This window comes from Rahnella sp. Larv3_ips (assembly GCF_003697865.1).
Taxonomy (GTDB): domain Bacteria; phylum Pseudomonadota; class Gammaproteobacteria; order Enterobacterales; family Enterobacteriaceae; genus Rahnella; species Rahnella rivi.
Genome location: NZ_MJIB01000014.1, coordinates 44,648 through 68,163, shown reverse-complemented (window position 1 = coordinate 68,163; position 23,516 = coordinate 44,648). Strand labels below are relative to the sequence as shown.

Genomic DNA, 23,516 nt, shown 5'->3' with positions numbered 1-23,516 from the left:
ATGTATCCTGAACAACAGCAAATTTACTGGTACTCCGGGCTGTATCTGCAACCGCAGCATTTTCAGTCGGTGGATTTACATCACAGCTACATGCTGGCACAGCAGCGCCAGCTGACGCAGCCGTGGAACGTCGGCGTGATCCAGTGCGATATCAATCCGGAAACGCTGGTGGATTTTTCTCTGAAAATCGACCACCTGCGTCTGATCCTGCCCTCCGGCTATTATCTGGAATATCCCGGTAACTGCCTGATTGAACCGCGTCAGTTTCGTGATGCCTGGAAGCAGCGCGAGAAACCCTTCACGCTGTGGCTGGCCTTGCGCCGCTTCGACCCCGGTCATCCGAACGTCAGCACAGGCACCAGCAGCCGCTGGATCAACCAAAGCGGCGATGGCGTGATGAAGGACGTCTATCACGACGGCCCTGAAAGTGCCGTGCCACGCATCGCGTATAACGTGCGCATTCTGAGCGAAGAAGAGAAAGAAACTGCCGTCGACTGCGAATGTTTGCCACTGCTGCAACTGCGCTATGACAACGACCGCGTCATGCTCGATCCGCGTTTCAGCCCGCCCGCTGTCACGCTGGCAGGCTCACCGGCGCTCAAAAATCTGCTGGAAGGGATACGCGCCGAACTCAGCAGCCGCGCCCATAAACTCGAAGAATATAAACGCCCGGAGCACCTGAGTGACATCGGCAAAAGCGCCGGTGACATCACACAGCTTCTGGCGATGCGCTCGTTAAACCGCGCGCTGCCGCTGCTCGAACATTATTGCCGCGCACCGGCCCTGCATCCGTGGCATATCTACGGACTGTTGATCCAGCTGGTGGGGGAGATCTCCTCGTTCAACGACATGTGCTCGTTTAATGGCGAATGGCATGATGGCGGCGCCGCCCTGCTGCCTTACGATCACTACCGTTTAATTGACTGTTTTAACAGTGTCAAAAAAACGCTGATCACCCTGCTCAACGGGCTGGCGCTGGAAGACAACACTTACGTCACGCTCAAACCTGATGACCAGAAGATTTACCGCGGCGAGTTGCTGACAGCCAAAGCCCCGGCGGGCAGCAAAGTCCTGTTGCTGTTGCGTTCGGAAAAACTCGAATCCTGGCACGTTCAGTTCACCGGCGGCGGCGAGTTCAAAATCGCCAGCCAGGAAGCCATCAGCGCGCTCATTCAGCACGCGTTACCCGGCATTTCCTCGCAATGGGAAAACCCGTCACCGCGCGGCGTCCCCAACCGCAAAGACTCCTATTACTTCGTGCTGAACCAACATGAACACGCCTGGAAACATGTTGAACAGCAGAAAAGTATCGCTTTCTACTGGGCCGATGCGCCCGAAGATTTACAGGTACAACTGGTGTTCATGGTGCCATCACAATGAAACTGATCGACTGCTATTTACCGGTGTTTAAACTGGCCGCCCGCTTTGCCCATCAGCCCGAGCTTTTCGAGGATTACGGCACATTCCACGCGCTTTGCATCACCCGGCTCGAACAGGCGGTGCAGGAAGCGGAGCATCACGACATTTCAGATTTTGAACGGGATCAGGCGTTCTTCGCTGTGGTTGTCTGGCTGGATGAAACCGTGCTGTGTTCCACCCTGCCCTTCGCGCAAAACTGGCGCAGCGATCTGCTGCAACGCCGATATTTCCAGACCGCCATCGGCGGCGAGATGTTCTTTGCCCGGCTGAGCCACCTGAAAGAAGAGCATTTGCAGGCGCGACAGGTGTTTCTGTTCTGCCTGCAACACGGTTTTCACGGCAAATACAGCACCGGGCAGGAGCAACCGGCGCTGTCGGCGTTGATTGACAGCCAGCGGAGCCTGTGTCTGCCGCAGGAATGGCAGACATGGCCGAATGACGCAGAGATAACGCCGGTGATCCTGCGCAAACGCTCGCTCGCGTCGTCCTCAAAGAGCCGCATCATCCTTGCCGTGCTGGGTATCGCGTTGATTCACGCCACCCTGGTACTTCTTCAGACCCTTTATTTTTCATAAGAACGTATGCTGAAAAAATTATTCGTTTTTGCCGGATGGCTGCTGCTGTTGTGCCTGGTGTTTCTGTTTTGCTGCACCGTCGGGCTGTGGCTGGAATGGAGTACGGGCACCATTTTACTGGTCTGGCTGGGTGTGCTGGTGGCCGGTGTGCTGCTGTGGGGCGCACTCCTCTGGTTCACATTGCTGATTAAAGAGAAGAGAGTTAACCGTTTCTTCCAGAAGTTTCGCCTTTCCCGCCGGGAATACGTGCTGTTTGAGCACTGGAAATCCGGTGCGGCGGTGGTGAAACGTATTCAGCGCAAACGCCCGCCGATCCCCTGGTATCTGCTGCTGGGGGACCGCTGCGGCAAAACCTCTTTGCTGGCGGGTTCCGGTCTGCCGATGTTTTCAAACGACGCAGGGGATAACACCGTTGTCCCGACCTATACCCTGCGCTGGTGGTTTTTCCGCAACGTCTGTTTCCTCGATCTTTCCGGGAATTTCCTGACCGGCGCGCCTGCGTTCCAGAGCGCATGGGGAAAACTGGTTGGCTGGATGGCGAAAGTCCCCGCGCCGGCAGGCGTGATGATTGGCCTGTCCGTGACCGATCTGATGAATGACGATATCAGCACGCTGCACGATAAAGCCCGCAAAATCCGCGCGCAAATCGAGCCGCTGATGCGCAAACTTAAACGCCAGTTGCCGCTGTATATCACCATCACCCAGTGCGACAAATTCCCGGCGTTCAGCCTGTGGACGCAACACCTTTCCGCCGAACAGCAACAACAGGTGCTGGGATATTACTGGCAGACGCCACCGGACATCGACGGCAAAGATGCTTCCACCCTGCTGCCGCTGGTTACCGCACTGAAAAACGGTTTCGATCTCGCCCGCCTCAGCATGGCCGGTACGCCAGTTGCGCCCGACGTGCGTGCGGCGCTGCTTGATTTCCCGGAAGCGTTTATCGGGCTGCAAAATCCGTTGCTGGTTTTCCTGGCATCGCTGTGTGAGCCCAACGCCTACTTCACCAATACCTCCCTTGGCGGCGTATGGTTTACGGCCAGTGAGCAGCAGGATAAAAACAAGAGTCGCCGTACCTCCTATTTTGTCCACGATTTGCTGATGCATTATCTGCCTGCGTTCAGCAGCACCCGCGACGTGCTCTGGCAGCACAATAAAAGAGTCCGCCTGATGGCCGGGCGTCTGTTGCTGCTCGGCTGTGTCATCGCGCTTGGCTACAGCGCGGTGAAAAGCGCCGGATTAATGCAGCGCAACTACGCCACGCTTTCCTCGGCATCGCTGGCAGAATTACTGGTCAAAAACGAAAGCCGCCACAGCGCACCGCTGGTTTACCTGCCGTTTTCCACCGTACTCAATTACCAGCACCGGCTGATTGAACAGCGTCTGATGACCACGCTGCCGCCACAGGTTCTCAGCAGCACGCAGATGATTTCAGGGTATCAGCAGGCGTTTATGGATGCTTCTGCACAGGCTCAGCGCCAGATGGTGCTGGATCTGGCGCACACCATCATCACCCGACAGGACATGCGTGACAACGTCACACTCGACGCACTCAGCCGTCAACCGGCAATCCCTGATGCCCTGCGGCTCAACGCGCCAGATCCGGCGGCGACCGAACACGCACGGTTGGCGCAGGAGCGCTGGGTGATGCAACAGCCGATGAGCGCAGAGCATCTGGCAGCGCTGCACCGCCTGTTATCCACCCTGATCAATTACGATCAGTCGCTGGCATGGCTGGTGGCACCGGCTGATTCACTGCCAGCGTTTCAGACCCGGGAGTTCTGGCCGCAAACGCCGGATGAGGAGACGCTGTCAGGCATCTGGACACGTCAGGGCGAAGCGCAACTGACCGAATGGGTGGCGTTGATCAATCAGGCGGGTGGCCGGACAGAGGAACCGCTGCTCCGGCATTTCATGCAGACGTTACCGGTTCAGCGCCAGAACGCGTGGCGTGACCTGCTGCTTTCCGTGACCCCGTGGCTTCAAAACAGTGAGCCGCGTTCGCTGACGCAGAGCCAGCTGATTGCGCTAAGCCAGGGGCAGAGCCCTGGGATTAAATTCGCACAACGCATCGCCTTTGAACTCGACAACATCCCGGACAGCCATGCCCAGGTGTGGCTGAGTGAGCTGCGCCGGTTACAAAAACTTCCGTCGCAGGCGGCGGTACACCCGACCCTGCAAAAAGTACAACGGGCCGATGCGAAACTGCGCGTAGGGCTGAAGAAATGGTTACAAGGCGGATCTTCCGCCACGTCCGCCACGTCAGCGGTACCGCAAACCGCAGTGTGGCTGAAATGGCAGTCCGCGCTGACCGCCGCCACCGGTGAAGCACTGAATCAGGCGGCGCTCAGCCCGGTGCTGACGCAAGGGCTGTTCGCGACCCAGACCGATGCAAAAACCGTTAACCCGCTGGTCACCCTGTTCGCCAGTTTTGACCAGCTGCACAAAGCGATGCAAACGCACAGCGATGAAGCGGGCGTTGAAGCGGTCTGGACGCTGTATAAAAGCGATGCCAGTGCGCTGCTCTCCCACGCGCTGGCACGTTCCGCCTGCTGGCTCAATGAACAGTGGCACAGCAAAATCATGTGGCCGATGAGTAAAAACGCCATCGGGCAGGATTACGCTTCCCAGCAAAGCCTGACCTGGCAGTATCTTGCCGACTTCGTGCGCGGGCCCGCCAAAGGGCTGCTGATCGTCAGCGATGAAGGGCCGCAGCCGGGTCAGTTCCGTGGCCAGACGCTGCCGCTGAACGAAGAGTTTGTGCGGATCGCCCGCTATATGCTCAATCCTGAAGACGTGCTCGATGTTCCACAGCGCAAGAACACGCAGAACGCCGACCAGCTTTCCGTGCTGGACGACCAACTGCAGCAACTGACGCAGCAGAAAAAAGTGCTGGAGCAAAAACCTTATAGCCTCGCCATCGTCAGCGGCCCGGCAACCGTGCCGGAAGGCGCGCGCCTGATCCCAACCGGTGTCCGTCTTACGCTGGAATGCACGAACGGCAGCAAAGTTCTCGACAGCATGAACTTCGCCGAACAGGCCCAGTTCATCTGGTATCCCGGCCAGTGCCAGACCGTCAACATTGACGTGAAATTCCCCGCGTTCACCGCGTCTTATCGTTATACCGGAGACAGCGCGTGGCCTGATTTTCTCGAGAATTTCGCCGGTGGCGAAGCACTGCTTGATGCCCGGGATTTTGATGACAATGCAGATTCGCTGACCGCGCTGAACATCAAACATGTGCTGGTGCGCTTTAAACTGGCGGATCAGGCCATTTTGCAAAATGCCTGGGTGGGCTGGGCAAATGTTGCTGAGCAAGTGGACGCTCTCAACGAACAAAAACGGGCGCTGGAACAGCAGCAGCAAAGCCAGACCCCCTCGGCAGCACTGCGCGGGCGCATGTCCGAGCTTCCGGAAAACGCGGCTGACTGCCGGTAATTGAATAAAAGGGATATTTATGAGCAGCTATTTAAAACGCATCGTTGACAAACTCACCCCGGAAAGCCGCAGCTGTCTGGATGCCGCCGTCAGTCAGGCGATTTCGCGCACTCACCATGAAGTGGACGTTGAGCATCTTTTGCTGGCGGTGATTGTCCAGCACAGCGATCTGATGGAAAGCCTGAATTTAGGCGCAGGTCTGGCGGCGGATGCCTTGCTGAGCGCCACCCAGCAGGCGCTGAACACCTTTCGCAGCGGCAACAGCCGCGCGCCGGTCTTTTCGACCGGGCTGGTTCAGTGGCTGGAAAAAGCCTGGCTGCACGCCAGCGCCAGCTGGGGACACACCCAGCTCGCCCCGGCCGCCCTGCTGGCCTGTCTGCTGGAAGAGAACACCGCACCGTCGTTAACCAGCGGCGTGCGTAAGGCGCTGAACTGCCAGCGGGATGCAGCGGAACAGCTGCTGCTTGACGCGTGCAACACCCGCGAAAATGCAGCGTCTCCGGCCACGCAGAGCAGCAACAGCGCACTCGGCAAATTTACCCGCAATCTGAGCGCTCAGGCTCGTAAGGGTGAACTGGATCCGGTGCTGGGGCGCGAAGCAGAAATACGTCAGATGATCGACATCCTGCTGCGTCGCCGTCAGAACAACCCTATTCTCACCGGCGAACCCGGTGTGGGGAAAACCGCGCTGGTGGAAGGCCTGGCGCTGCGTATCGCCGCTGGCAATGTGCCGGAGGTGCTCAGACAGATGGACGTGCTGACGCTGGATCTCGGTCTGTTACAGGCCGGAGCCAGCGTGAAGGGCGAATTTGAAAACCGTTTACAGGCGCTGATGAAAGAGATCGCCAGCGCGCCTCAGCCGGTCATTTTGTTTATCGACGAAGCCCATACGCTGATTGGCGCGGGCGGTCAGGCCGGACAAAACGACGCGGCAAACCTGCTGAAACCGGCGCTGGCGCGTGGTGAACTGCGCGTGGTGGCGGCGACAACGTGGGCGGAATACAAAAAGTATTTTGAGAAAGATGCCGCGCTGACCCGCCGTTTCCAGCTGGTACAGGTGGCGGAACCGGGTATCGACAGCGCCACCGCCATGCTGCGTGCCATTGCACCGGCCATGTCTCGCCACCACGGCGTGCAGATCCTCGAAAGTGCGATCCATGCCGCCGTCAATCTCTCCAGCCGTTATATCGCCGGGCGACAACTGCCGGACAAATCCGTCAGCCTGCTGGATACCGCCTGCGCCCGCGTGGCGGTGTCCCAGTCGCATCATCCGAAAGAGATTGAAGACATCAACGCCCTGCTCAGCAATCTGCATACCGAGCGCGAGGCTTTACAAAAGGAAGGACAGCACGATCAGCGGCTGGCGACGCTGGCGCTGCGGGAAACGGAGCTGCTGGCCGATCTCGCCCATCTCCGGCCCCTGTGGGAGCAGCAAAAGAGTCTGGTGCAGCAACTGCAACAAAGTCGTGATGAGAGCGCTATCGCCGCCTGGCGCAGGGAGCTGGCTGAGCTGCATGAGGCTCATGCGCTGGTGTTTGAGTGCGTTGATGCCACCTGTATCGCCGATGTGGTTTCCGGCTGGACCGGTGTGCCACTTGGCCGCATGGTAGAAAAACAACAGCAACAGTTGGGCGAATTACTTCACCGCCTGGAGCAGCGGGTTATCGGCCAGCGCCACGCGCTCTCCACCATCGCCACCCAAGTGCGCATCAGCCGCGCCAATCTGAACGATCCGCTGAAACCGACCGGGGTGTATATGCTGGCAGGTTCATCGGGTATCGGTAAAACCGAAACGGCGCTGGTGCTGGCAGATTTACTGTACGGCGGTGAGCAAAGTCTGGTGACCATTAACATGTCGGAATATCAGGAAGCACACAGCGTGTCCGGCCTGAAAGGATCGCCGCCGGGCTATGTCGGTTACGGTCAGGGTGGCGTGCTGACCGAGGCGGTGAAACGCAATCCGTACAGCGTCGTGCTGCTCGACGAAGTGGAAAAAGCGCACCCGGACGTCATGGAGCTGTTTTATCAGGTATTCGATAAAGGGATGATTGAAGACGCGGAAGGTCAGTTAATCAACTTCCGTAACACGCTGATTATCATGACATCTAATCTGGCCAGCGCGAAAATCACCGCCGCCTGCGCCGAAGGGGAAACGTCGCCGGAAGCCCTGTGTACGCTGATCCGCCCGGAGTTCGAGCACGTGTTCCGCCCGGCATTGATGGGGCGCGTCACGCTGATCCCTTACCTGCCGCTGCAACCGAAAACGCTGGCGCAAATCATCAGGCTGAAGCTGGATCGCATCTGCCAGCGCTATCACGCCGCCAGCAACGGCGAGGTGCAACTGAGTTACAGCGAGAGCGTGGTGAGCTGGGTGGCAGAACTCTGTCAGGTGATGCAGAGCGGTGCCCGTGATATCGATCAGGCACTGAACCGGCACATTCTGCCGTTGCTGACCGACACCCTGTTGCAGGATGAGAAACCCGTCCGGGGCGGCCTGAAGATTGGCGTCAGCAAGGATAAACTCGTGACATGGAGGGCTCATGACAAAAGTTAATTACAGCGTGACGCCGGGCGACGTGAAAATCAGCTGCCACGATCCCCGTCATCATCACGAGTTTTTACTGCTCAGTAACAGCGTGAACGGCTGGAAAGGCCACGTGCACGACCGGTCATGGTGGCTCACGCAGGAAAACCAGTGCCTTGAGATTTTTCAGCGCCACGGCTACGACCTGCAAAGCGGCGTCTGGTTTTGTCTGATCAGCTGCCAGCGCCACGGCTGGGCGGGTATGGCGAATGCCACACTGCTGCTGGCGGAAGGTTTTGGCAAGAAGCAGCGCCAGTGCTGGCCGCCGGTGGCCGCAACCGATCTGCGTCAGCAAATTATCGAATGGTATTCCACCCATGCGGCGACCAGCCTGTACGGTCTGCCGCTAAACAGCGCAGAAGTCGATACCCTTCAGCAACTTGAAGGGGCGGTGTCGATGATGCTGGAACACGCGCTGGCCCTGCAATCGCGCAGTCAGGCTCCCCTGCGCAATCTGCTCGACTATCTGCAATCGAGCCGACAGACGCTGCAAAAGCGCGCCCTGATGGCGAAACCGGCCATGCCCGACGTCGCGCCTGCGCCGGTAACGCCTCCTGCAATCCCGGTGGTCAAACCGGCACCCTTGCCTGCGCCACGCCCATGGAAAGCCTGGCTTTGCGGCGGCGGCGTGGGCATTGCGGTCACGGTATGCGTGATGAGTACCCTGAACTGGCTGGCGCAACCCTCAGCGGCGATCCGCCTGAATGCGCTCTGGCCTGGGAATGCATTCTCGGCCCGCTGGCAAAATCATCACACCGAACTGAGTGCCACGTTGCCGGACATCAACAGCTGGGCGCTGGTGAACAACCAGCTAAACAGTGTCGAGCTGCGTTTGCTGGAAGCTGAACAAAAGCGCAAACCCTATATGACGATTTCTGAGCTGAAAACCGCGATATATCAGATGCGCCAGACACTCCAGCAGGGTGGCGAACCGGTGCAGGCGCAACTGGATGATCTGCAACGTAAGCTCGACAAACAGCAACCCGTCAGCAACGCCGAGATTAAACAAATTGCTGAACATCTCGAGGCGTTAAACAGCCGGTTGATACTTTTAACGAATAAACAGTAGCCGCACAGAAATAATCACAACGTTTTGGAATCAATATGCCTGACCTTTAACCGGCGGGCATAGCCGTTTCCAAATCAAAGGAAATATCGAAAGACACATTCACCTGATGATATTCATTGAATAAGGGATATATTAAATGAAAAGATCGTTCCATCCTTATACCCGCCCGTCGGCGCTGCCTGTGAAATCAAAATTCATTACTGAACAGGTTAAAACCTTTCTGGAACCGCCATACTTTCTTTCTGAAAACAGCAATAAAGGAAATGTTTATTTCCATTATACTAATGAAGCCGGTATGCAGGGTATCAGACGTGATAACGCCATTAACGCCAGTAATAAAAATGAACACGGCCAGCCCGCAGGTTTATGCCGGATCTATCTGACTGATATTGCGCCGGAATTGATGAGGCAGAACAGTGCCCGTTATGCCCCGCTTATTTTCGGAAACGCCCCGTATCAGTCGTGGCAAAATAAAATTCGTTATTGTTATGTTCTGAATCTTTCCGGGCTAAGCCCCGAAAAAGGGGACGGAGAACATATCTTTTACCTTAAAGACATCCCCTTCCTGCCGATACATTACAGACTCAATGGTCAGCTGATTAACAGAGTCATCGCCCGTAAAAATGTCGCAACAGGATTGGTTATCTGACCGCGTGACGAATGTAAAATGAAGCGTGTGCGGAGAGGTTTTCACTCCGCACGTTGAAAGTGCGTTTAAACGAGGTTAGTCATGCTTGCCCACAGTATAGATTTCGACAACCCTGTCCTTTGCATTAACTAAAAAGCTTACCCGGCCAGAATCTGTTAGCTTTGCTCTCCAGAGTTTATAGCCGATCTTCTGATGAGTCAGTTTGACGTCCCAACGTTTTTGTTCGAATTCACGGTCCAGCGGGCTCACATTATACTTTGTGATCAAATCGATAAACTCTTGATATTTATCAAATAATCTCTTCTCATTTTCAAAGAAAACCAAATGCGTTTCATCTATTGTCCAACGTTTCTGCTCTGGGATCTGGGTAAGTGAATTGAGAGAAGATTTACTGTTCTTTTTAGAAGTCTTTGATTCCGCACCCACTCCAGAAATATCAGGCGATGAACGCCATTTGCTCTTTTTACTTTCCACTTCAACATGTCTGAATGTCGAGGCTGAAACGGTCCGCTCACCGAATTCTGGGAAAAAACCGGGCAGCCGTGGGAACATGTCGACAATATTTTGAGGCGCGGGTTGAGCATTCTGCACCCTGGCTTTATTAAGATTTTGATTCGCTTTCTTTTGAGATTGCTTTCTCCGATTTCTGATTTCCATTTCTGAAATATGAGCTTTATCACGTTTAGAGATCCTCCTGCGTGAGATGGCACAATCCTCGTCATCAGAGGAGGGGTAATACTCCTCTTTGGGTGCAACCCAAATCGAATAACAATAGTCTAATATACTTTCACAGATACTTTTTTGCCCAGGCATAGCGATATAATCCATTATTGAAAAGTGAATAAAAATCGTCCGGCCATAAATTTTTAAGCCTGACTAATCAGTTCCCACATTACTCTTAATTCATTCTTATTTGAATGACATAGCTGAAATTACCCCATATTTCCTCTGCCACTGATCTGTACGTTATGTTTTTGTAAATGACCGTGAAATAATAGGATTTAGTTAACTCTTAAATATTAAAAAATCATTTATCAATCATGATTAACTTGTCAAAATGATTATTATAAATAATTCATTAAGATTTTATATTATTTGAAAATATAAATACCTGATGCGATGACTTACGTCGCATCAGGCGCAGTGATGAAGAAATAGTTAAGTTTTATTTCAGGTTTTGTTTAAAGAATGACGTCAGTTTTGCAAAAGGGATCAGATCGGTGCGGTCGTAGAGGTCAACATGACCCGCACCGGGTACAATAACTAACTCTTTCGGCTGACCGGCAAGTTTGTAGGCATCTTCACTGAATTCCCTGGAGTGCGCGTTTTCGCCGGTGATAAACAGCATTGGCCGCGGTGAAATCGTTTCGATATCGTTGAACGGATAAAAGTTCATAAACTTGACGTTGCTGGTCAGCGTCGGGTGCGTCGTCAGCGCAGGGGAAGATCCTTTGGGTGTGAATTCTCCGCGCGGCGTGCGGTAAAAATCGTAGAACTCTTTCGCCACCGGCGGCGTGTCCGCATCGATTTTATGCACTGTACCGCTGGTATAACGTATTTCGCCGCCGGTGAATTCGCTGTAACGCTGCTGCGCCGCCTGTTCAATAATGTCCTTGCGCTGCGCCAGCGTGAGCGAATGATTGAGTGCGTGACGGTTCACCGCGCCCATGTCATACATGCTGACGGTAGCAATGGCCCGCATGCGCGGATCAATTTTCGCCGCGCTGATCACAAAGCTGCCGCTGCCGCAGATACCCAGCGCGCCAATCCGGTTTCTGTCGATATCCGGGCGCGTACCGAGGTAATCCACTGCGGCGCTGAAATCTTCAGCGTAAATATCTGGTGCGACGGCGTTACGCGGTTTCCCTTCACTTTCGCCCCAGAAAGAGAGATCGATAGCCAGCGTCACAAAACCTTGTTCAGCCAGTTTCTGTGCGTAGAGATTGGAACTTTGTTCTTTCACCGCCCCCATCGGATGACCCACCACAATGGCCGGATACCTGGCATTTTTATCCCTGTCTTTTGGCATAAACAGATTTCCGGTGACCTCCATCTGATACTGATTTTTAAACGTCACCTTTTGCTGCGTAACTTTGTCGCTTTTGTAAAAGTTATCTGCACCGCCAGACATATCGGCGCCGGTGGCCGCAAACGAGCTGATTAACAGCCCGACCAACATAGAAAAAATTTTCATCGAAATATCCTCAACAGGAGTGGTATGGGTTGGGCATCCGTTCGCCCGGTAAAAAGTGAATATGTCGTCAGTGTTGTGTGCGTGATGTAATAAATGTCAGACAGGCCGCCAGAGTCAGCAGAACGCCGCTGATGGCGAAGGTGGTTTGCCAGCCCGCAGAGTCAAAAGCCAGCCCTCCGGCGGTAGAGCCCAGCGCGATGGAAAGTTGCACCACCGCGACCATCAGCCCGCCGCCCGCTTCGGCGTTGTCGGGAAAGGTCCGCGCTACCCATGACCACCACCCGACCGGTGCCGCCGTCGCCACCAGCCCCCAAAGACCCAGCAACGGCGCGACAATCCAGAGCCGGTGCCCCGTCAGCATCAGCATCACGGCAATGGCCGTCATCATCAGCGGGATCGCCATCAGCGTCAGATAAAAGCCTTTGCGCAGAAAAATGCCGATGATCAGGGTGCCCATAAAACCGGCCATGCCGATGGTCAGCAAAATCAATGACAAGGTGGAGACGTCAACCCCGGTCACCGTTTCAAGAAACGGGCGCAGGTAGGTAAAGAGCGCGAATTGCCCCATAAAGAAAAGCCCGCACGCCGCCATCCCGGTGGCAACCTGTGGTTTTCTGAGCAGGCGTAACACATTTCCGGCCTTTTTTTCCTTCGCCGCCGTTTTCATGGAAGGCAGGCTGACGCACTGCCAGATAAAGACCACCAGCGCGACCGGCACCAGGCAAAAGAATGCGCCACGCCAGCCCATCACCGACCCCAGATAACTGCCGAGCGGTGCGGCGATCACCATCGCCAGCGCGTTGCCGCCGTTGAATATCGCCAGGGCGCGGGGAACCTGATCCCGTGGCACCAGCCGGATAGCCAGCGCCGCCGACATCGACCAGAAGCCCCCGATGACGACGCCAATCAGTGCGCGCCCAACCATGTAAGTCAGGTAATCAGGGGCCAGGGCTATCACCACGCCGGAAACAGCCATCAGGGTCGTCAGCCCTAAAAGCAGAATTTTTCGGTCAATATTTCCGGCCAGTGTTGAGATCAACAGACTGGTCAACACCGCCAGCGCACCGGAGATGGCGATCCCCTGCCCGGCCAGCCCCTCGCTGATACCCAGATCGCGGGAAACCGGTGACAGCAGGCTGACGGGCATAAACTCCGACGCAACCAGCGCAAATACGCACAGGGTAATCGCCCATACCCCGTTCCAGTGCGCGGCCCGCTCTCGGTCAGGCAGCGCGTTTTCAACGGCAGATGTCACATTTCCTTCCTTTTTCAACGCTAAATGATGAATTTTTGGCAAGCCCCGCCCGGTCTTTATTCACGGGAATAAAAACTGAAATAACATGAAGTTAAAGGTATAACGCCGGGAAAGTATTTCCTGTTTTGCGGACGTTATTGCTTGCCGGAAATTCTACAGGGCGGGTATATTCTTACTAGGTAATGAATCCTTAATGGGCTTATAAGCTCTGCTTATTAATAGAAGGACGGAAGCTGTGATGAAACGTAATTTCAATGATCTGATCGCTTTTATCACGGTCGCCCGTGAAGGGAGTTTTACCCGCGCTGCCGCGCTGCTCGGGGTCACGCAACCGGCGCTGAGCCAGACCATTACCGCTCTGGAAAATCAAATGGACATTCGCCTGCTCACGCGCACGACCAGAAATGTGTCGCCGACGGCGGCGGGAGAGAGGTTATTGCTGGCGATTGGCTCACACTTTGACGAGATTGAAGCCGGGCTGGATATGCTGACCGAGATGCGAGATAAACCGGCCGGCACCGTACGTATTACCTGCGGCCCGCACGTGCTTAAAACCCTGCTGATGCCAAAACTGTCGCCGTTATTACGCGAATACCCCGACATCCGGCTGGAATTTGATGCCAACCACGGCTTTCGAAATATCGTCGCCGATAAGTTTGACGCCGGTGTGCGCCTGGGTGACACCATCGATAAAGACATGATCGCGATGCCCGTCAGCCCCGCCTTACGCATGGCGGCGGTGGCTTCCCCGGCGTATTTTGCTAAACATCCGCTGCCGCAGACGCCGCATGACCTGCTGCAACACAACTGCATGAATATGCGCCAGACCACGTCCGGCGGGCTTTATGTCTGGGAGTTTGATAACGAAGAGGGGCCGGTCAACGTGCGGGTGAACGGGCAACTGACCTTTAATACTTCCGCCCCTATGGTGGATGCCGCGCTGGCCGGTCTGGGCATTGCGTTTTTACCGGAAGAAGAGTTTGCGCCGCACATCGAAGAAGGCCGCCTGCTGCGGGTGCTCGATGCCTGGTGCCTGCCGTTTCCCGGCTACTACCTCTATTACCCCAGCAGAAAACAGCATTCACCGGCATTTTCGCTGGTGATGGCGGCGCTGAAACTCGACTGAGGGGCGCGTCACTGGCTCTCGCGCACGTTGATCACCTTACGCAGTTGCGCCACATCTTTCAGCGGAGGCAGCCCGAAAATGCGCGCATAGTCCCGGTTAAACTGCGGCACACTCCGGTAGCCCACTTCCTGAGCCACATAAGTGACGCTCTGCTGACGGCCTAAAAGCAGCGTTCGGGCATGGAGCAGCCGGACGCGTTTCTGATACTGCAACGGGCTCATGGCCGTTACCGCCTTGAAGTGCCGGTGAAACGCCGAAACGCTCATCGCCTCGCGCCCGGCCAGGGTTTCAACCACAAACTCTTCGGCAAAATGGTGCCTCAGCCACTGGATAGCGTTGCTGATCCTCGCCAGCATGGTACCCGGCGAGGCAATATCTCTGAGCATCCAGCCGTGGGGGCCTTTGAGAACATGATAAAGAATTTCGCGCTCGTAGCCCGGCGCGAGAGCGGGAATGTCGTCAGGCGTTTTCATCAGACGCAGCATTCTCACCCAGGCATCAAGCAACTCCGGCGTGACTGACGCCACCGAGAACCCGCCTTCCGGCCTGCCCTTCATCTGCGAATGCGGTAAATCATCCAGCAAGGTGGCAACGCGCTGGGGGTCGATGGTCAGGCTTACGGCCAGATAAGGTTCGCCGGTCAATGCGGGGTGAACTGCGCCCACCGCAGGTAAATCCACAGACATAACAAAGTAAGAGGCGGGGTCGTAATTAAAGACCTTCTCCCCCACCGTCATGGTTTTACTTCCTCTGAGGATAAGGTTGATCATCGGCTCATAGACTGCGGCCAGCGCCGCCGCCGGGACTTTCCCCTGCACCATGGCAACGCGCGGGATCCCGGTTTCTGTTCGCCAGTTCCCGGCATGAGCGGCCAGTCCGCGCAGTTCATCAAGTTGGGATTGCAAATCCATATCCTGCCTCAGCGGTAAAGGGGTGCGGGGAGCTTAAAGCAGAAACAGGCAAGAATCGAGCAGGAACGCAGAAGCCTCAGCCGGTGCCTTTCTTTAGTCTTACTGCACACCCACACAACGAGAGTCAACATCATGAAAGTCATTCTTATCACAGGCGGAAGCACCGGCATCGGGGCAAGTACAGCAATTGAGTGCGCAGCAAAAGGAATGGGCGTGATACTGACCTGGCATCGTCACCCGGAAGCGGCCGACGAGGTGGTCAGGCAAATCGACGCCGCCGGAGGCAAAGCCGTGGCAATGCAGCTTGATGTTTCCCGTACACAGACGTTTGCTGCCTTTCGTACACAACTCGCGGCAGTGCTGGAAGGTTTCTGGCAACGCCGTGATTTTGATGTGCTGATCAACAACGCCGGTTTTGGCCTGTTTAACCCGATCGAAACCGTGACTGAAAATGAGTTCGACAACCTGTTTAACGTCCATCTGAAAGGCCCGTTCTTCCTGACGCAGACACTGTTGCCGTTGCTCACTGATGGCGGCCACATTGTCAATGTGACCAGCGCCACCACCCGCGTCACGACGTCCGGCGTTGCGCCTTACGCCGCCTTCAAAGGCGGGCTTGAGGTACTGACGCGTTATATGGCGAAAGAGTTTGGCCCGCGTCGCATTCGCGCAAATTCAGTTTCGCCCGGCGCAATCCGGACCGGGCTGGGCGGTGGCCTCAACGATGAGCTGGAAACATTGCTGGCGTCGCAGACCGCACTGGGCCGCGTCGGCGAACCGGACGATGTAGGAAAGGCGATCGCAGGGTTGATTTCGGATGACAGCCGCTGGATCAATGCGCAGTCCATTGAAGTCGCCGGTGGCTACCACATTTAAGACGGACGGAGATTCTATGCTCGATCACATTTTTGTTTCAGTGCGTGATGTTGACCGTTCGGTCAGGTTTTACACCGCCGCGCTGGCACCGCTTGGCATCACCTCGCGGGTCGATTACGACGGCAAAGACGGGCCGCCGGGGCACCCTGATCTCACCGGTTTTGGCGCACATGGCCGGATATTTTTCTGGCTGCGCCAGGCAAAAGCCACCGGCGATGCCTCGCATATCGGCTTTGTCGCCAGCAGTAAGGCCATGGTGGATGAAACATACGCCGCCGCAATCAACGCCGGGGCGAAGGATAACGGCGCGCCGGGCGCACGTCTTTATTACGATCCGCGCTATTACGCCGCCGGTGTGGTCGATCCTGACGGCTATACCCTGGAATTTGTCTACAAAAGCTGGCAGCACGACCTGCCCTGAAGGCACGCACCGCTGACGTGGGGTCAGCGGTGACAACGGAGGTTTTCCTCCTGCACAAAATCAATAAATGCCCGCAACGGCGCAGGGATCAGACGGCGATCGTTGTAGTAAAGATAGGGCCCGGAAAACGACAGCCACCACGGCTGTAAGATCGGTTCCAGCTCACCGCTGGCAAAGGCGGGTTGCAGCCAGTCTTCAAACAGATAGAGAATGCCGCCGCCCGCTTTCGCGGTATCCACCGCCAGATCCACCGCGCCGCCGACGCTGACCACCAGCGGGCCGCTGACCTGTACGCTGAGATTTTCCCCCTCCCGCTCAAACTCCCAGGCAGTCATGATGCCGCTGGCATAACGGCCACGCAGGCAGGCGTGCTTCATCAGATCACGCGGGTGTGCGGGTCTGCCATGACGATCGAGATAATCCGCCGACGCAGCGGCGGCAAAACGCTGACGGCGCGGGCCGATGGGGATCGCCACCACGTCCTGTTCGAGACATTCGTCATAGCGGATACCGGCATCGCAACCGTCGCGAAACACATCCTGCACATTGCTTTCGGCGATGATCTCCAGCTGGATATCCGGATAACGTCGCAAAAACGCCGGCACCAGCGCGGGCAGAATCAGGCGCGTGGCGCTGACCGGCACGTTCAGCCGCAGCGTGCCGCCCGGCGTGTTGCGATAACGATTGATGGCGTCCAGCGCGGCATCGACCTCATTCATGGCCGGTAACAGGCGTTCCATCAGCGCCCGGCCTGCTTCGGTCAGCACGACGGTGCGCGTGGTGCGATGAAACAGGCGGATGCCGAGTTGCTGTTCCGCACGGCGCACGGCATCACTCAGCCGGGAGGCATTGCTGCCGGTGACCCGCGCCGCTTCCCGAAATCCCCCGGCTTTCGCCACTTCCACCACGGCGTGCAGCAGAGCGATGTCCATTGGCATTGTGCGTAACCTCGTACAGTTTGTCCTGATTTCACCGGATAGTTGCACAGCCAGTTGCCCGATACAATGAATGTACACACACAGGAGAACCCCCATGTCACAACCCTCAATGACTTATCGCCTCGGCGACCGTGAAGTTGGACGCTTAGGTTACGGCGCAATGCAACTGGCAGGCCCCGGTGTTTTTGGTCCGGTGAAAGATGAAGCGCGGGCGATTCAGGTGTTGAAAGACGCGGTTGCATCGGGCGTCAATCACATCGACACCAGCGACTTTTACGGCCCGCATGAAACCAACCGGCTGATCAAAAAGGCTTTGCATCCTTATCCCGATGACCTGTGCATCGTCACCAAAGTCGGCGCGCGGCGTGATGAAAAGGGAGGCTGGTTACCTGCGTTTTCGGCACCGGAGCTGACCCGCGCGGTGGAAGATAACCTGCGCAATCTGGGGCTGGAGACAATGGACGTCGTTAACCTGCGCAGTATGCTCGACGTGTATAAGCCCGCGGAAGGTTCGCTGGAACCGCAGCTGGAGGCGCTGATCGCGTTAAAAGAGCGGGGTCTGATCCGCCATATCGGGCTGAGCAATGTGACGGCCAGACAAGTGGCCGATGCCCGCAAACTCACGCCGATCGCCTGCGTGCAGAACATGTACAATCTCGCCAACCGTCACGACGACGCGCTGGTGGATGAGCTGGCTGAACAGGGGATCGCCTGGGTGCCGTTCTTCCCGCTCGGGGGGTTCTCGCCTTTGCAGTCAACACAGCTTAATGAGGTGGCCGCTGAATTACAGGCCACGCCGATGCAGGTGGCGCTGGCATGGCTGCTCAGGCGTTCTCCTAATATCTTGCTGATCCCCGGCACCTCATCTTCGCAGCATTTGCAGGAAAACCTGGCCAGCGCGCGGCTGACGTTGTCGGATGAGGTGATGGCGAAACTTAACGAGATGAGCCGTTAACCCTGCCTTGCCAAAAAAAAGGCGCCTGATGAGGGCGCCTTTGTTGTTTCTGAGGGGAAATGTCGGTCAGACCGTGCCGGTACCGCCATCCGAACACCACACCTGTCCGGAGGTGTAGCTGCTTTCGCTGGAGGCTAACGCCACGTACATGCCGGCAATCTCGGCGGGCTGCCCCGGTCTGCCAAGCGGTGACTGCTCACCAAATTTCTCGACCTTTTCCTGCGGCTGGCCGCCGGAGGTTTGCAGAACGGTCCAGTACGGGCCGGGCGCAACGGCATTAACACGAATACCGTCTGCGGCCAGCTGCTTCGCCAGACCTTTAGTGAAGGCGACAATCGACGCTTTGGTCTGCGAATAATCGAGCAGATTATCGCTCGGTAAAAATGCCTGAACCGAAGACGTATTAATGATTGCGCTGCCACGTGGCATATAGTCCAGCGCGGCTTTGGTGATCCAAAACATGGCATAGACGTTCGTTTTGAACGTGGCGTCAAAGGCTTCGGTGGTCAGGTCTTTGATCGAATTGCAGAACTGCTGACGCCCCGCATTGTTGACCAGCAGATCCAGCCCGCCAAGCTGTTCAGCCGCCTCTTTGACCAGCGTCTGACAGAATTTTTCCTCGCGGATATCGCCCGGAATCGTGACGATTTTCACCCCTTCCTTGCGCAGCAACGCCACCACATCTTGCGCATCCGGCTCTTCATCGGGCAGATAGTTTATCGCGACATCGGCCCCTTCGCGGGCAAAGGCTATCGCCACCGCCCTGCCGATACCCGAGTCACCGCCGGTCACCAGCGCTTTACGCCCCTTCAGACGTGAACTGCCTTTATAAGAGGTTTCACCGTGATCGGGCACCGGGATCATCTTGCTTACCAGACCGGGGAACGGCTGCTTTTGCTGTTCAAAAGGCGGTTTTGGAAAAGTGTCCACGTGCGGATCGTTAAGGGAAACGGGGATCGTTTTGTTGTTGTTCATACACAGGCTCCTTGTATAAAAACGAATGAAGGAACCCTAAAGGTAGAACAGATATGCCAGGTTATGTGTCATTAAGGATATTTCTGAGTCTGTGGCAGCCCTTGCCCGCCGCAGGGGAAACCCTTTCACTCATTTGCATTTCGACACAATTATTCGCCCCGCCTTACGGCCTGTTTCTCGTTATTATCCTGACCAGACTGAAAAGTACAGGCTTCGTTGCGACGACAAAGGACTGACGACGGACGTTATATTGATAGTTTTTAACGGGATATATTATGCGTTACTCAAAAATGATGATGTTGTCAGCTCTGGTTTTCTCCTCCGTGATGACGCTGTCGCACACCGCGTCTGCGGCGACCCCTTCTCATGAGATCAAATCGTTCTTCGATGACTCGACCGAATACAAACTGGGCGACACCGTGCCCGGTTTATACCGCACCAAGCCTTATGAAATTGTTGACTGGCAACAGCGCCACCTGCCCGCCCCTGACGCAGGCAGCCACTGGACCTACATCGCGGGCAATTACGCGATGATCACCGACACCGACGGCAAAATTCTCAAAGCCGAATCCGGCGATATCTACTTCCAGTAACACGATTGCCGGTGACGCAAAAAGGGCGCGCTACCTCAGGTAACGCGCCCTTTTCTGTGTCATGCCGCCGTCAGGCTTAACGCTCACGCATGGCTTCGTTCATTTTGTTCAGCGGTTTCAGCAGATAATCAAGAATGCTTTTGTTGCCGGTTTTGATATCCACTGTCGCGATCATGCCGGGGAAAATATAAAACTTTTCATGATGCTTATTTTCCAGATAATTGGCGTTGGTCTTGATGTTCACGCGGTAATAATAAACGTCACGGCGAACCTCGTCCTGAATAGTGTCGGGCGAAATCGTGGTCACTTCTCCGTCAAAACTGCCGTAAATCGAATAGTCGTAGGCGGTGATTTTCACTTTGGCTTTCTGGCCGGGGTGAATAAACGCCACGTCGCGCGGTGAAATTTGTGCCTCCACCAGCATCTGATCGTCAATCGGCACCAGCGTCATCAGTTTGCCATTCGGCGGGATCACACCGCCGACGGTGTTGACGTCAATATTCTTCACAATGCCTTTAACCGGGGAGAAAAACTCCAGACGGTTCAGGGAATCCTTACGGCCTAAAACCACCGAGCGCTGGGTTTCGATCTCCGCATTGGCTTTCGCCAGCTCTTCGCCCGCACGCACGTGATACTGGGTTTCCAGATCGGTGGCTTTGCTTTCCATTTCGTTGATCTGACGTTGCAGACGCAGCACTTCCACGTCGCTGGCCGCGCCCTGTTTAACCAGCGGCACGGTCATGCTCAGCTCGCGGCGGATCAGCGCCACGCCCTGCTTCAGGCCGGAAAGCTGCTTCTCCAGGCTGTTACGGCTGGAGTTGTACAGTTCAGTTTCGGATTTCACCAGCTCCGGTTCATCGTCAAGATCGGCCGGAAACGTCAGCGGTGTGCCGTTGATCTGTGCGGTCAGGCGTGCCGCCGTCGCCAGCGCGGCGTGCAGACGGGACTGGCTTTCCTGCACGCCGGACTCGGTTTTGGTGCGGTCGAGCTGCGCCAGACGCTGGCCGCGCTCCACCACTTCGCCTTCGCGCACGTCAATACTGTGAACGATACCGCCCTCAAGCGATTGCACGATCTGTTCGTGCGCCGAAGGGATGACTTTGCCGGTGCCGGTGGTGACTTCGTCGAGCGTGTAGAAATTCGCCCACAGCGTGAAGCACAACAGCATCAGCGCCAGGCTCCACACCAGCAGGGTCGAACGCGGCAAGGTATTTTCACTCAGTGGCCGGTGATGGCGTTTGTTTCCATTCATGATGTCATCTCCTTATTGACGGCTTTCGCGGCCTGGGCTGGCTGCCCTTTCGGTCTGAAATGTTTACTGAGGATCTCGTCTTTGCTGCCGTCGAGCGTGATGCGTCCGTTGTCCATCACGATAATCCTGTCCACCAACTGCAATAGCGCCAGACGGTGGGTGGCGACCACCAGCGTTTTGCCTTTACCCCACGCGGCCAGGTGAGTGATCAGATTCGCCTCGGAGATTTCATCCAGCCACGCGCTCGGTTCATCGAGCAGCAACACCTGCGGCTGCATGATGATGTGACGCGCCAATAACAGCGCCTGACGCTGGCCGCCGGAGAGGCCAACGCCGCCTTCGTGGATCAGGAAATTCAGGCCATTCTCTTTTTGCTGCACAAAGGTCAGCGCTCCGCTTAACACCAGCGCCTGATGGATCTCGTCGTCCGTGGCCTGCGGTCTGCCCATGGTAATGTTGTCGCGCACCGAGCCGAAAAACAGTCTGGCGTGCTGATTGTGCAGCGCCACGTCACGGCGTAAATCCGCCGGATCGATCTGTTTGATGTTGACGTTATCCAGCACCACCTGCCCCTGCTGTACCTGCTGCATGCCGGCCAGCACCTGCAACAGCGTCGATTTACCGGCACCGTTTTTACCCAGCACGGCGATCTTCTCGCCCGGCCTGATGTGCAGGTTGTTCAGCGCCAGATTGGCCACTTTCTCTTCTTCGTCGTAATAGAACACCGCATCGTGCACCTGGTATTCACCGGCGATCTGCGCCTTATGCACCATTTTCTGCCCGTCTTCCTGATCGACAGGCCGCTGCATCAGTTCATCCAGCCCTTTACGCGCCACTTTGGCCTGCTGCCAGCGGGAGAGCACGCCGGAGATCTGCGCCAGCGGCGCGATAGTGCGGGAGGCGAGGATGGTCGTCCCCACCAGCGCACCGGTGGTCATGTCGCCGTTCATCACCAGATAACAGCCCACCAGCAGCACGATGGCGTAAACGATCGACTGCACTTCCTGCGTCCAGGTCATCAGCAGGCTGGTGAGAAAACGCTGACGCATACTGATGTCGGCGGAGACTTCGTTGCAGTGGTTCCACTGATTCTGAAAGCGCTGTTCAGCGCGCATCAGTTTGATGTCTTCCAGAGATTCCACCGCTTCCACCAGTGAGGCGTTTCGCACTGCGGATTCGCGCATGCCTTCGTTCGCCAGTCTCGCCAGCGGTTTTTGGATCAGTAACCCTGGGATCAGAAAAAGCGGGATCGCCAGCAGCACCACAAACACCAGCGGGCCGCCAATCATCCACAGAATGACCGTGAATAACAGGAAGAAAGGCAGGTCGGAAATCACGCTGATGGTGGTCGAGGTGATCAGTTCACGCACCGATTCCAGCTCGCGGATTTGCGAAATAAAGGAGCCGGTGGATTTGGAGCGGGCGCCGTTTTTAATGCGCAGCGCGCGGCCAAAAACGCGGTCGGAAATGCGCAGATCGGCGCGTTTCCCCACCACGTCAGAAATATGGACGCGCACCATGCGCATCACGAATTCAAACACAATGGCGATCATCACGCCGCCGAATAACACCCACAGCGTCGGCACCGACTGCGAGGGCACCACGCGGTCGTACACCTGCATGGAAAACAACATACCGGCCAGCGCCAGCACGTTGGCGATCATCGCCGCCACCATGATGTCGCCGTAGCGACGCCAGTCTTTCAGGGCCAGATCCCAGAACCAGTTCTTTTTGTACGGCTTGATGTAGTTATCAACGCGCGCATCCGGCAGGGCCTGCAAAGGGCGCAGCAGAGTGATGCTCTGCACCCGCGATAAAAGCTGTTCAGGAGTGAGCGTGGTTTCCAGCCCCTGATCCTCGGTAAACTGCACGGCGCACTGGCCGCTGGCGTCCAGATGCGTCACCACGCCCAGACGGCCATTGTCCAGCGTCAAAATAAACGGCACGGACATCGGGTCCAGATCGGCAGGATGGAATGAGCGGGTTACGCGCGCCAGCCCGAGTTTGCGCGCCATCTCATCAAGCACGCTGTTTTGCGGTGCGCCCATCTCCCAGGCGAGCGTGGCTTTCACATGCTCTTCTGAATAATCCAGACGATAGTGGCGGGCGACATCCAGCATGGCGCTCAGCCACGCGCTATACCCTTTTTGTTTCTCCGCCTGCGCGGCGCGGCCATCGAACGCCACGGCCTCCGGTGCGGTACTGCTTTTCTCTGACATGATCTCTTTATTCATCTGCATTGTTCCCTAATTCATTGTTCCTTCACGTTCATTCCAGAACATGAAT

19 protein-coding genes are annotated in these 23,516 nt (G+C 56.2%); 11 read left to right on the top strand and 8 right to left on the bottom strand.

Going from position 1 to position 23,516, the window contains the following annotated elements; genetic code table 11:
- The 6 genes from tssK (at position 1) to ED901_RS16970 (ending at position 9,734) form a co-directional block, all read left to right on the top strand.
- Positions 1–1,380: a type VI secretion system baseplate subunit TssK gene (gene tssK / locus ED901_RS16995; RefSeq protein WP_122096610.1), complete on the top strand. Its 1,380-nt coding sequence runs from the start codon at positions 1–3 to the stop codon at positions 1,378–1,380.
- Positions 1,377–1,994, top strand: a complete 618-nt coding sequence (locus ED901_RS16990) for a DotU family type IV/VI secretion system protein (RefSeq protein WP_122096609.1) — start codon at positions 1,377–1,379, stop codon at positions 1,992–1,994. Before tssK ends, ED901_RS16990 begins: the two co-directional genes overlap by 4 nt.
- 6 nt (positions 1,995–2,000) lie before the next feature.
- Positions 2,001–5,432, top strand: coding sequence for a type VI secretion protein IcmF/TssM N-terminal domain-containing protein (locus tag ED901_RS16985; RefSeq protein ID WP_122096608.1), 3,432 nt, complete (start codon positions 2,001–2,003; stop codon positions 5,430–5,432).
- 19 nt (positions 5,433–5,451) lie between these two features.
- Complete coding sequence (gene tssH, locus ED901_RS16980) at positions 5,452–7,986, top strand: type VI secretion system ATPase TssH (protein ID WP_122096607.1); 2,535 nt, start codon at positions 5,452–5,454, stop codon at positions 7,984–7,986.
- The gene (locus ED901_RS16975; RefSeq protein WP_122096606.1) at positions 7,973–9,085 is read left to right on the top strand and encodes a VasL domain-containing protein; all 1,113 of its coding nucleotides are present in this window, start codon (positions 7,973–7,975) and stop codon (positions 9,083–9,085) included. Before tssH ends, ED901_RS16975 begins: the two co-directional genes overlap by 14 nt.
- A 181-nt stretch (positions 9,086–9,266) precedes the next feature.
- Positions 9,267–9,734: a hypothetical protein gene (locus ED901_RS16970; protein ID WP_162997889.1), complete on the top strand. Its 468-nt coding sequence runs from the start codon at positions 9,267–9,269 to the stop codon at positions 9,732–9,734.
- A 75-nt stretch (positions 9,735–9,809) separates the two neighbouring features.
- Here ED901_RS16970 and ED901_RS16965 read toward each other — a convergent pair whose 3' ends face one another.
- The 3 genes from ED901_RS16965 to ED901_RS16955 all read right to left on the bottom strand — a co-directional run bounded on the left by ED901_RS16965 (position 9,810) and on the right by ED901_RS16955 (position 13,183).
- Positions 9,810–10,547 (bottom strand): hypothetical protein, encoded by a 738-nt coding sequence (locus tag ED901_RS16965; RefSeq protein ID WP_162997888.1) that lies wholly within the window; start codon positions 10,545–10,547, stop codon positions 9,810–9,812.
- A 352-nt stretch (positions 10,548–10,899) separates the two neighbouring features.
- On the bottom strand, positions 10,900–11,928 hold the full coding sequence (locus ED901_RS16960; RefSeq protein WP_056772600.1) for an alpha/beta hydrolase: 1,029 nt from the start codon (positions 11,926–11,928) through the stop codon (positions 10,900–10,902).
- A gap of 67 nt (positions 11,929–11,995) precedes the next feature.
- Complete coding sequence (locus ED901_RS16955) at positions 11,996–13,183, bottom strand: MFS transporter (protein ID WP_240993954.1); 1,188 nt, start codon at positions 13,181–13,183, stop codon at positions 11,996–11,998.
- Between the two features lie 238 nt (positions 13,184–13,421).
- On the opposite strand from ED901_RS16955, the gene ED901_RS16950 reads away from it, so the two are divergent.
- Entirely contained in the window at positions 13,422–14,309 is an 888-nt protein-coding gene (locus tag ED901_RS16950; RefSeq protein ID WP_056772602.1) for a LysR family transcriptional regulator, read from the top strand.
- An 8-nt stretch (positions 14,310–14,317) separates the two neighbouring features.
- Here the strand turns inward: ED901_RS16950 and ED901_RS16945 are convergent, their stop codons facing one another.
- Positions 14,318–15,220: an AraC family transcriptional regulator gene (locus ED901_RS16945; protein ID WP_122096602.1), complete on the bottom strand. Its 903-nt coding sequence runs from the start codon at positions 15,218–15,220 to the stop codon at positions 14,318–14,320.
- 132 nt (positions 15,221–15,352) lie between these two features.
- On the opposite strand from ED901_RS16945, the gene ED901_RS16940 reads away from it, so the two are divergent.
- Both ED901_RS16940 and ED901_RS16935 read left to right on the top strand, forming a co-directional pair.
- Positions 15,353–16,096 carry an SDR family NAD(P)-dependent oxidoreductase gene (locus ED901_RS16940; protein WP_122096601.1) on the top strand — a complete coding sequence of 248 codons (744 nt, stop codon included), beginning with the start codon at positions 15,353–15,355 and terminating at the stop codon, positions 16,094–16,096.
- A gap of 16 nt (positions 16,097–16,112) precedes the next feature.
- The gene (locus tag ED901_RS16935) at positions 16,113–16,517 is read left to right on the top strand and encodes a VOC family protein (RefSeq protein ID WP_122096600.1); all 405 of its coding nucleotides are present in this window, start codon (positions 16,113–16,115) and stop codon (positions 16,515–16,517) included.
- 23 nt (positions 16,518–16,540) lie between these two features.
- On the opposite strand, the gene ED901_RS16930 is transcribed toward ED901_RS16935, so the two are convergent.
- Positions 16,541–17,455 (bottom strand): LysR substrate-binding domain-containing protein, encoded by a 915-nt coding sequence (locus tag ED901_RS16930; RefSeq protein ID WP_122096599.1) that lies wholly within the window; start codon positions 17,453–17,455, stop codon positions 16,541–16,543.
- Positions 17,456–17,549: 94 nt separating this feature from the next.
- On the opposite strand from ED901_RS16930, the gene ED901_RS16925 reads away from it, so the two are divergent.
- Positions 17,550–18,410 carry an aldo/keto reductase family oxidoreductase gene (locus ED901_RS16925; RefSeq protein ID WP_122096598.1) on the top strand — a complete coding sequence of 287 codons (861 nt, stop codon included), beginning with the start codon at positions 17,550–17,552 and terminating at the stop codon, positions 18,408–18,410.
- A 66-nt stretch (positions 18,411–18,476) separates the two neighbouring features.
- Here the strand turns inward: ED901_RS16925 and ED901_RS16920 are convergent, their stop codons facing one another.
- Positions 18,477–19,385 (bottom strand): SDR family oxidoreductase, encoded by a 909-nt coding sequence (locus ED901_RS16920; protein WP_122096597.1) that lies wholly within the window; start codon positions 19,383–19,385, stop codon positions 18,477–18,479.
- Positions 19,386–19,660: 275 nt separating this feature from the next.
- Here ED901_RS16920 and ED901_RS16915 point away from each other — a divergent pair, with 275 nt between their 5' ends.
- On the top strand, positions 19,661–19,978 hold the full coding sequence (locus ED901_RS16915; RefSeq protein ID WP_056772628.1) for an RcnB family protein: 318 nt from the start codon (positions 19,661–19,663) through the stop codon (positions 19,976–19,978).
- 76 nt (positions 19,979–20,054) lie between these two features.
- On the opposite strand, the gene ED901_RS16910 is transcribed toward ED901_RS16915, so the two are convergent.
- Positions 20,055–21,230 (bottom strand): HlyD family type I secretion periplasmic adaptor subunit, encoded by a 1,176-nt coding sequence (locus tag ED901_RS16910; protein ID WP_122096596.1) that lies wholly within the window; start codon positions 21,228–21,230, stop codon positions 20,055–20,057.
- The gene (locus ED901_RS16905) at positions 21,227–23,464 is read right to left on the bottom strand and encodes a type I secretion system permease/ATPase (RefSeq protein ID WP_256370289.1); all 2,238 of its coding nucleotides are present in this window, start codon (positions 23,462–23,464) and stop codon (positions 21,227–21,229) included. The genes ED901_RS16910 and ED901_RS16905 overlap by 4 nt, the downstream gene beginning before the upstream one ends.
- Positions 23,465–23,516 lie beyond the last annotated feature (52 nt).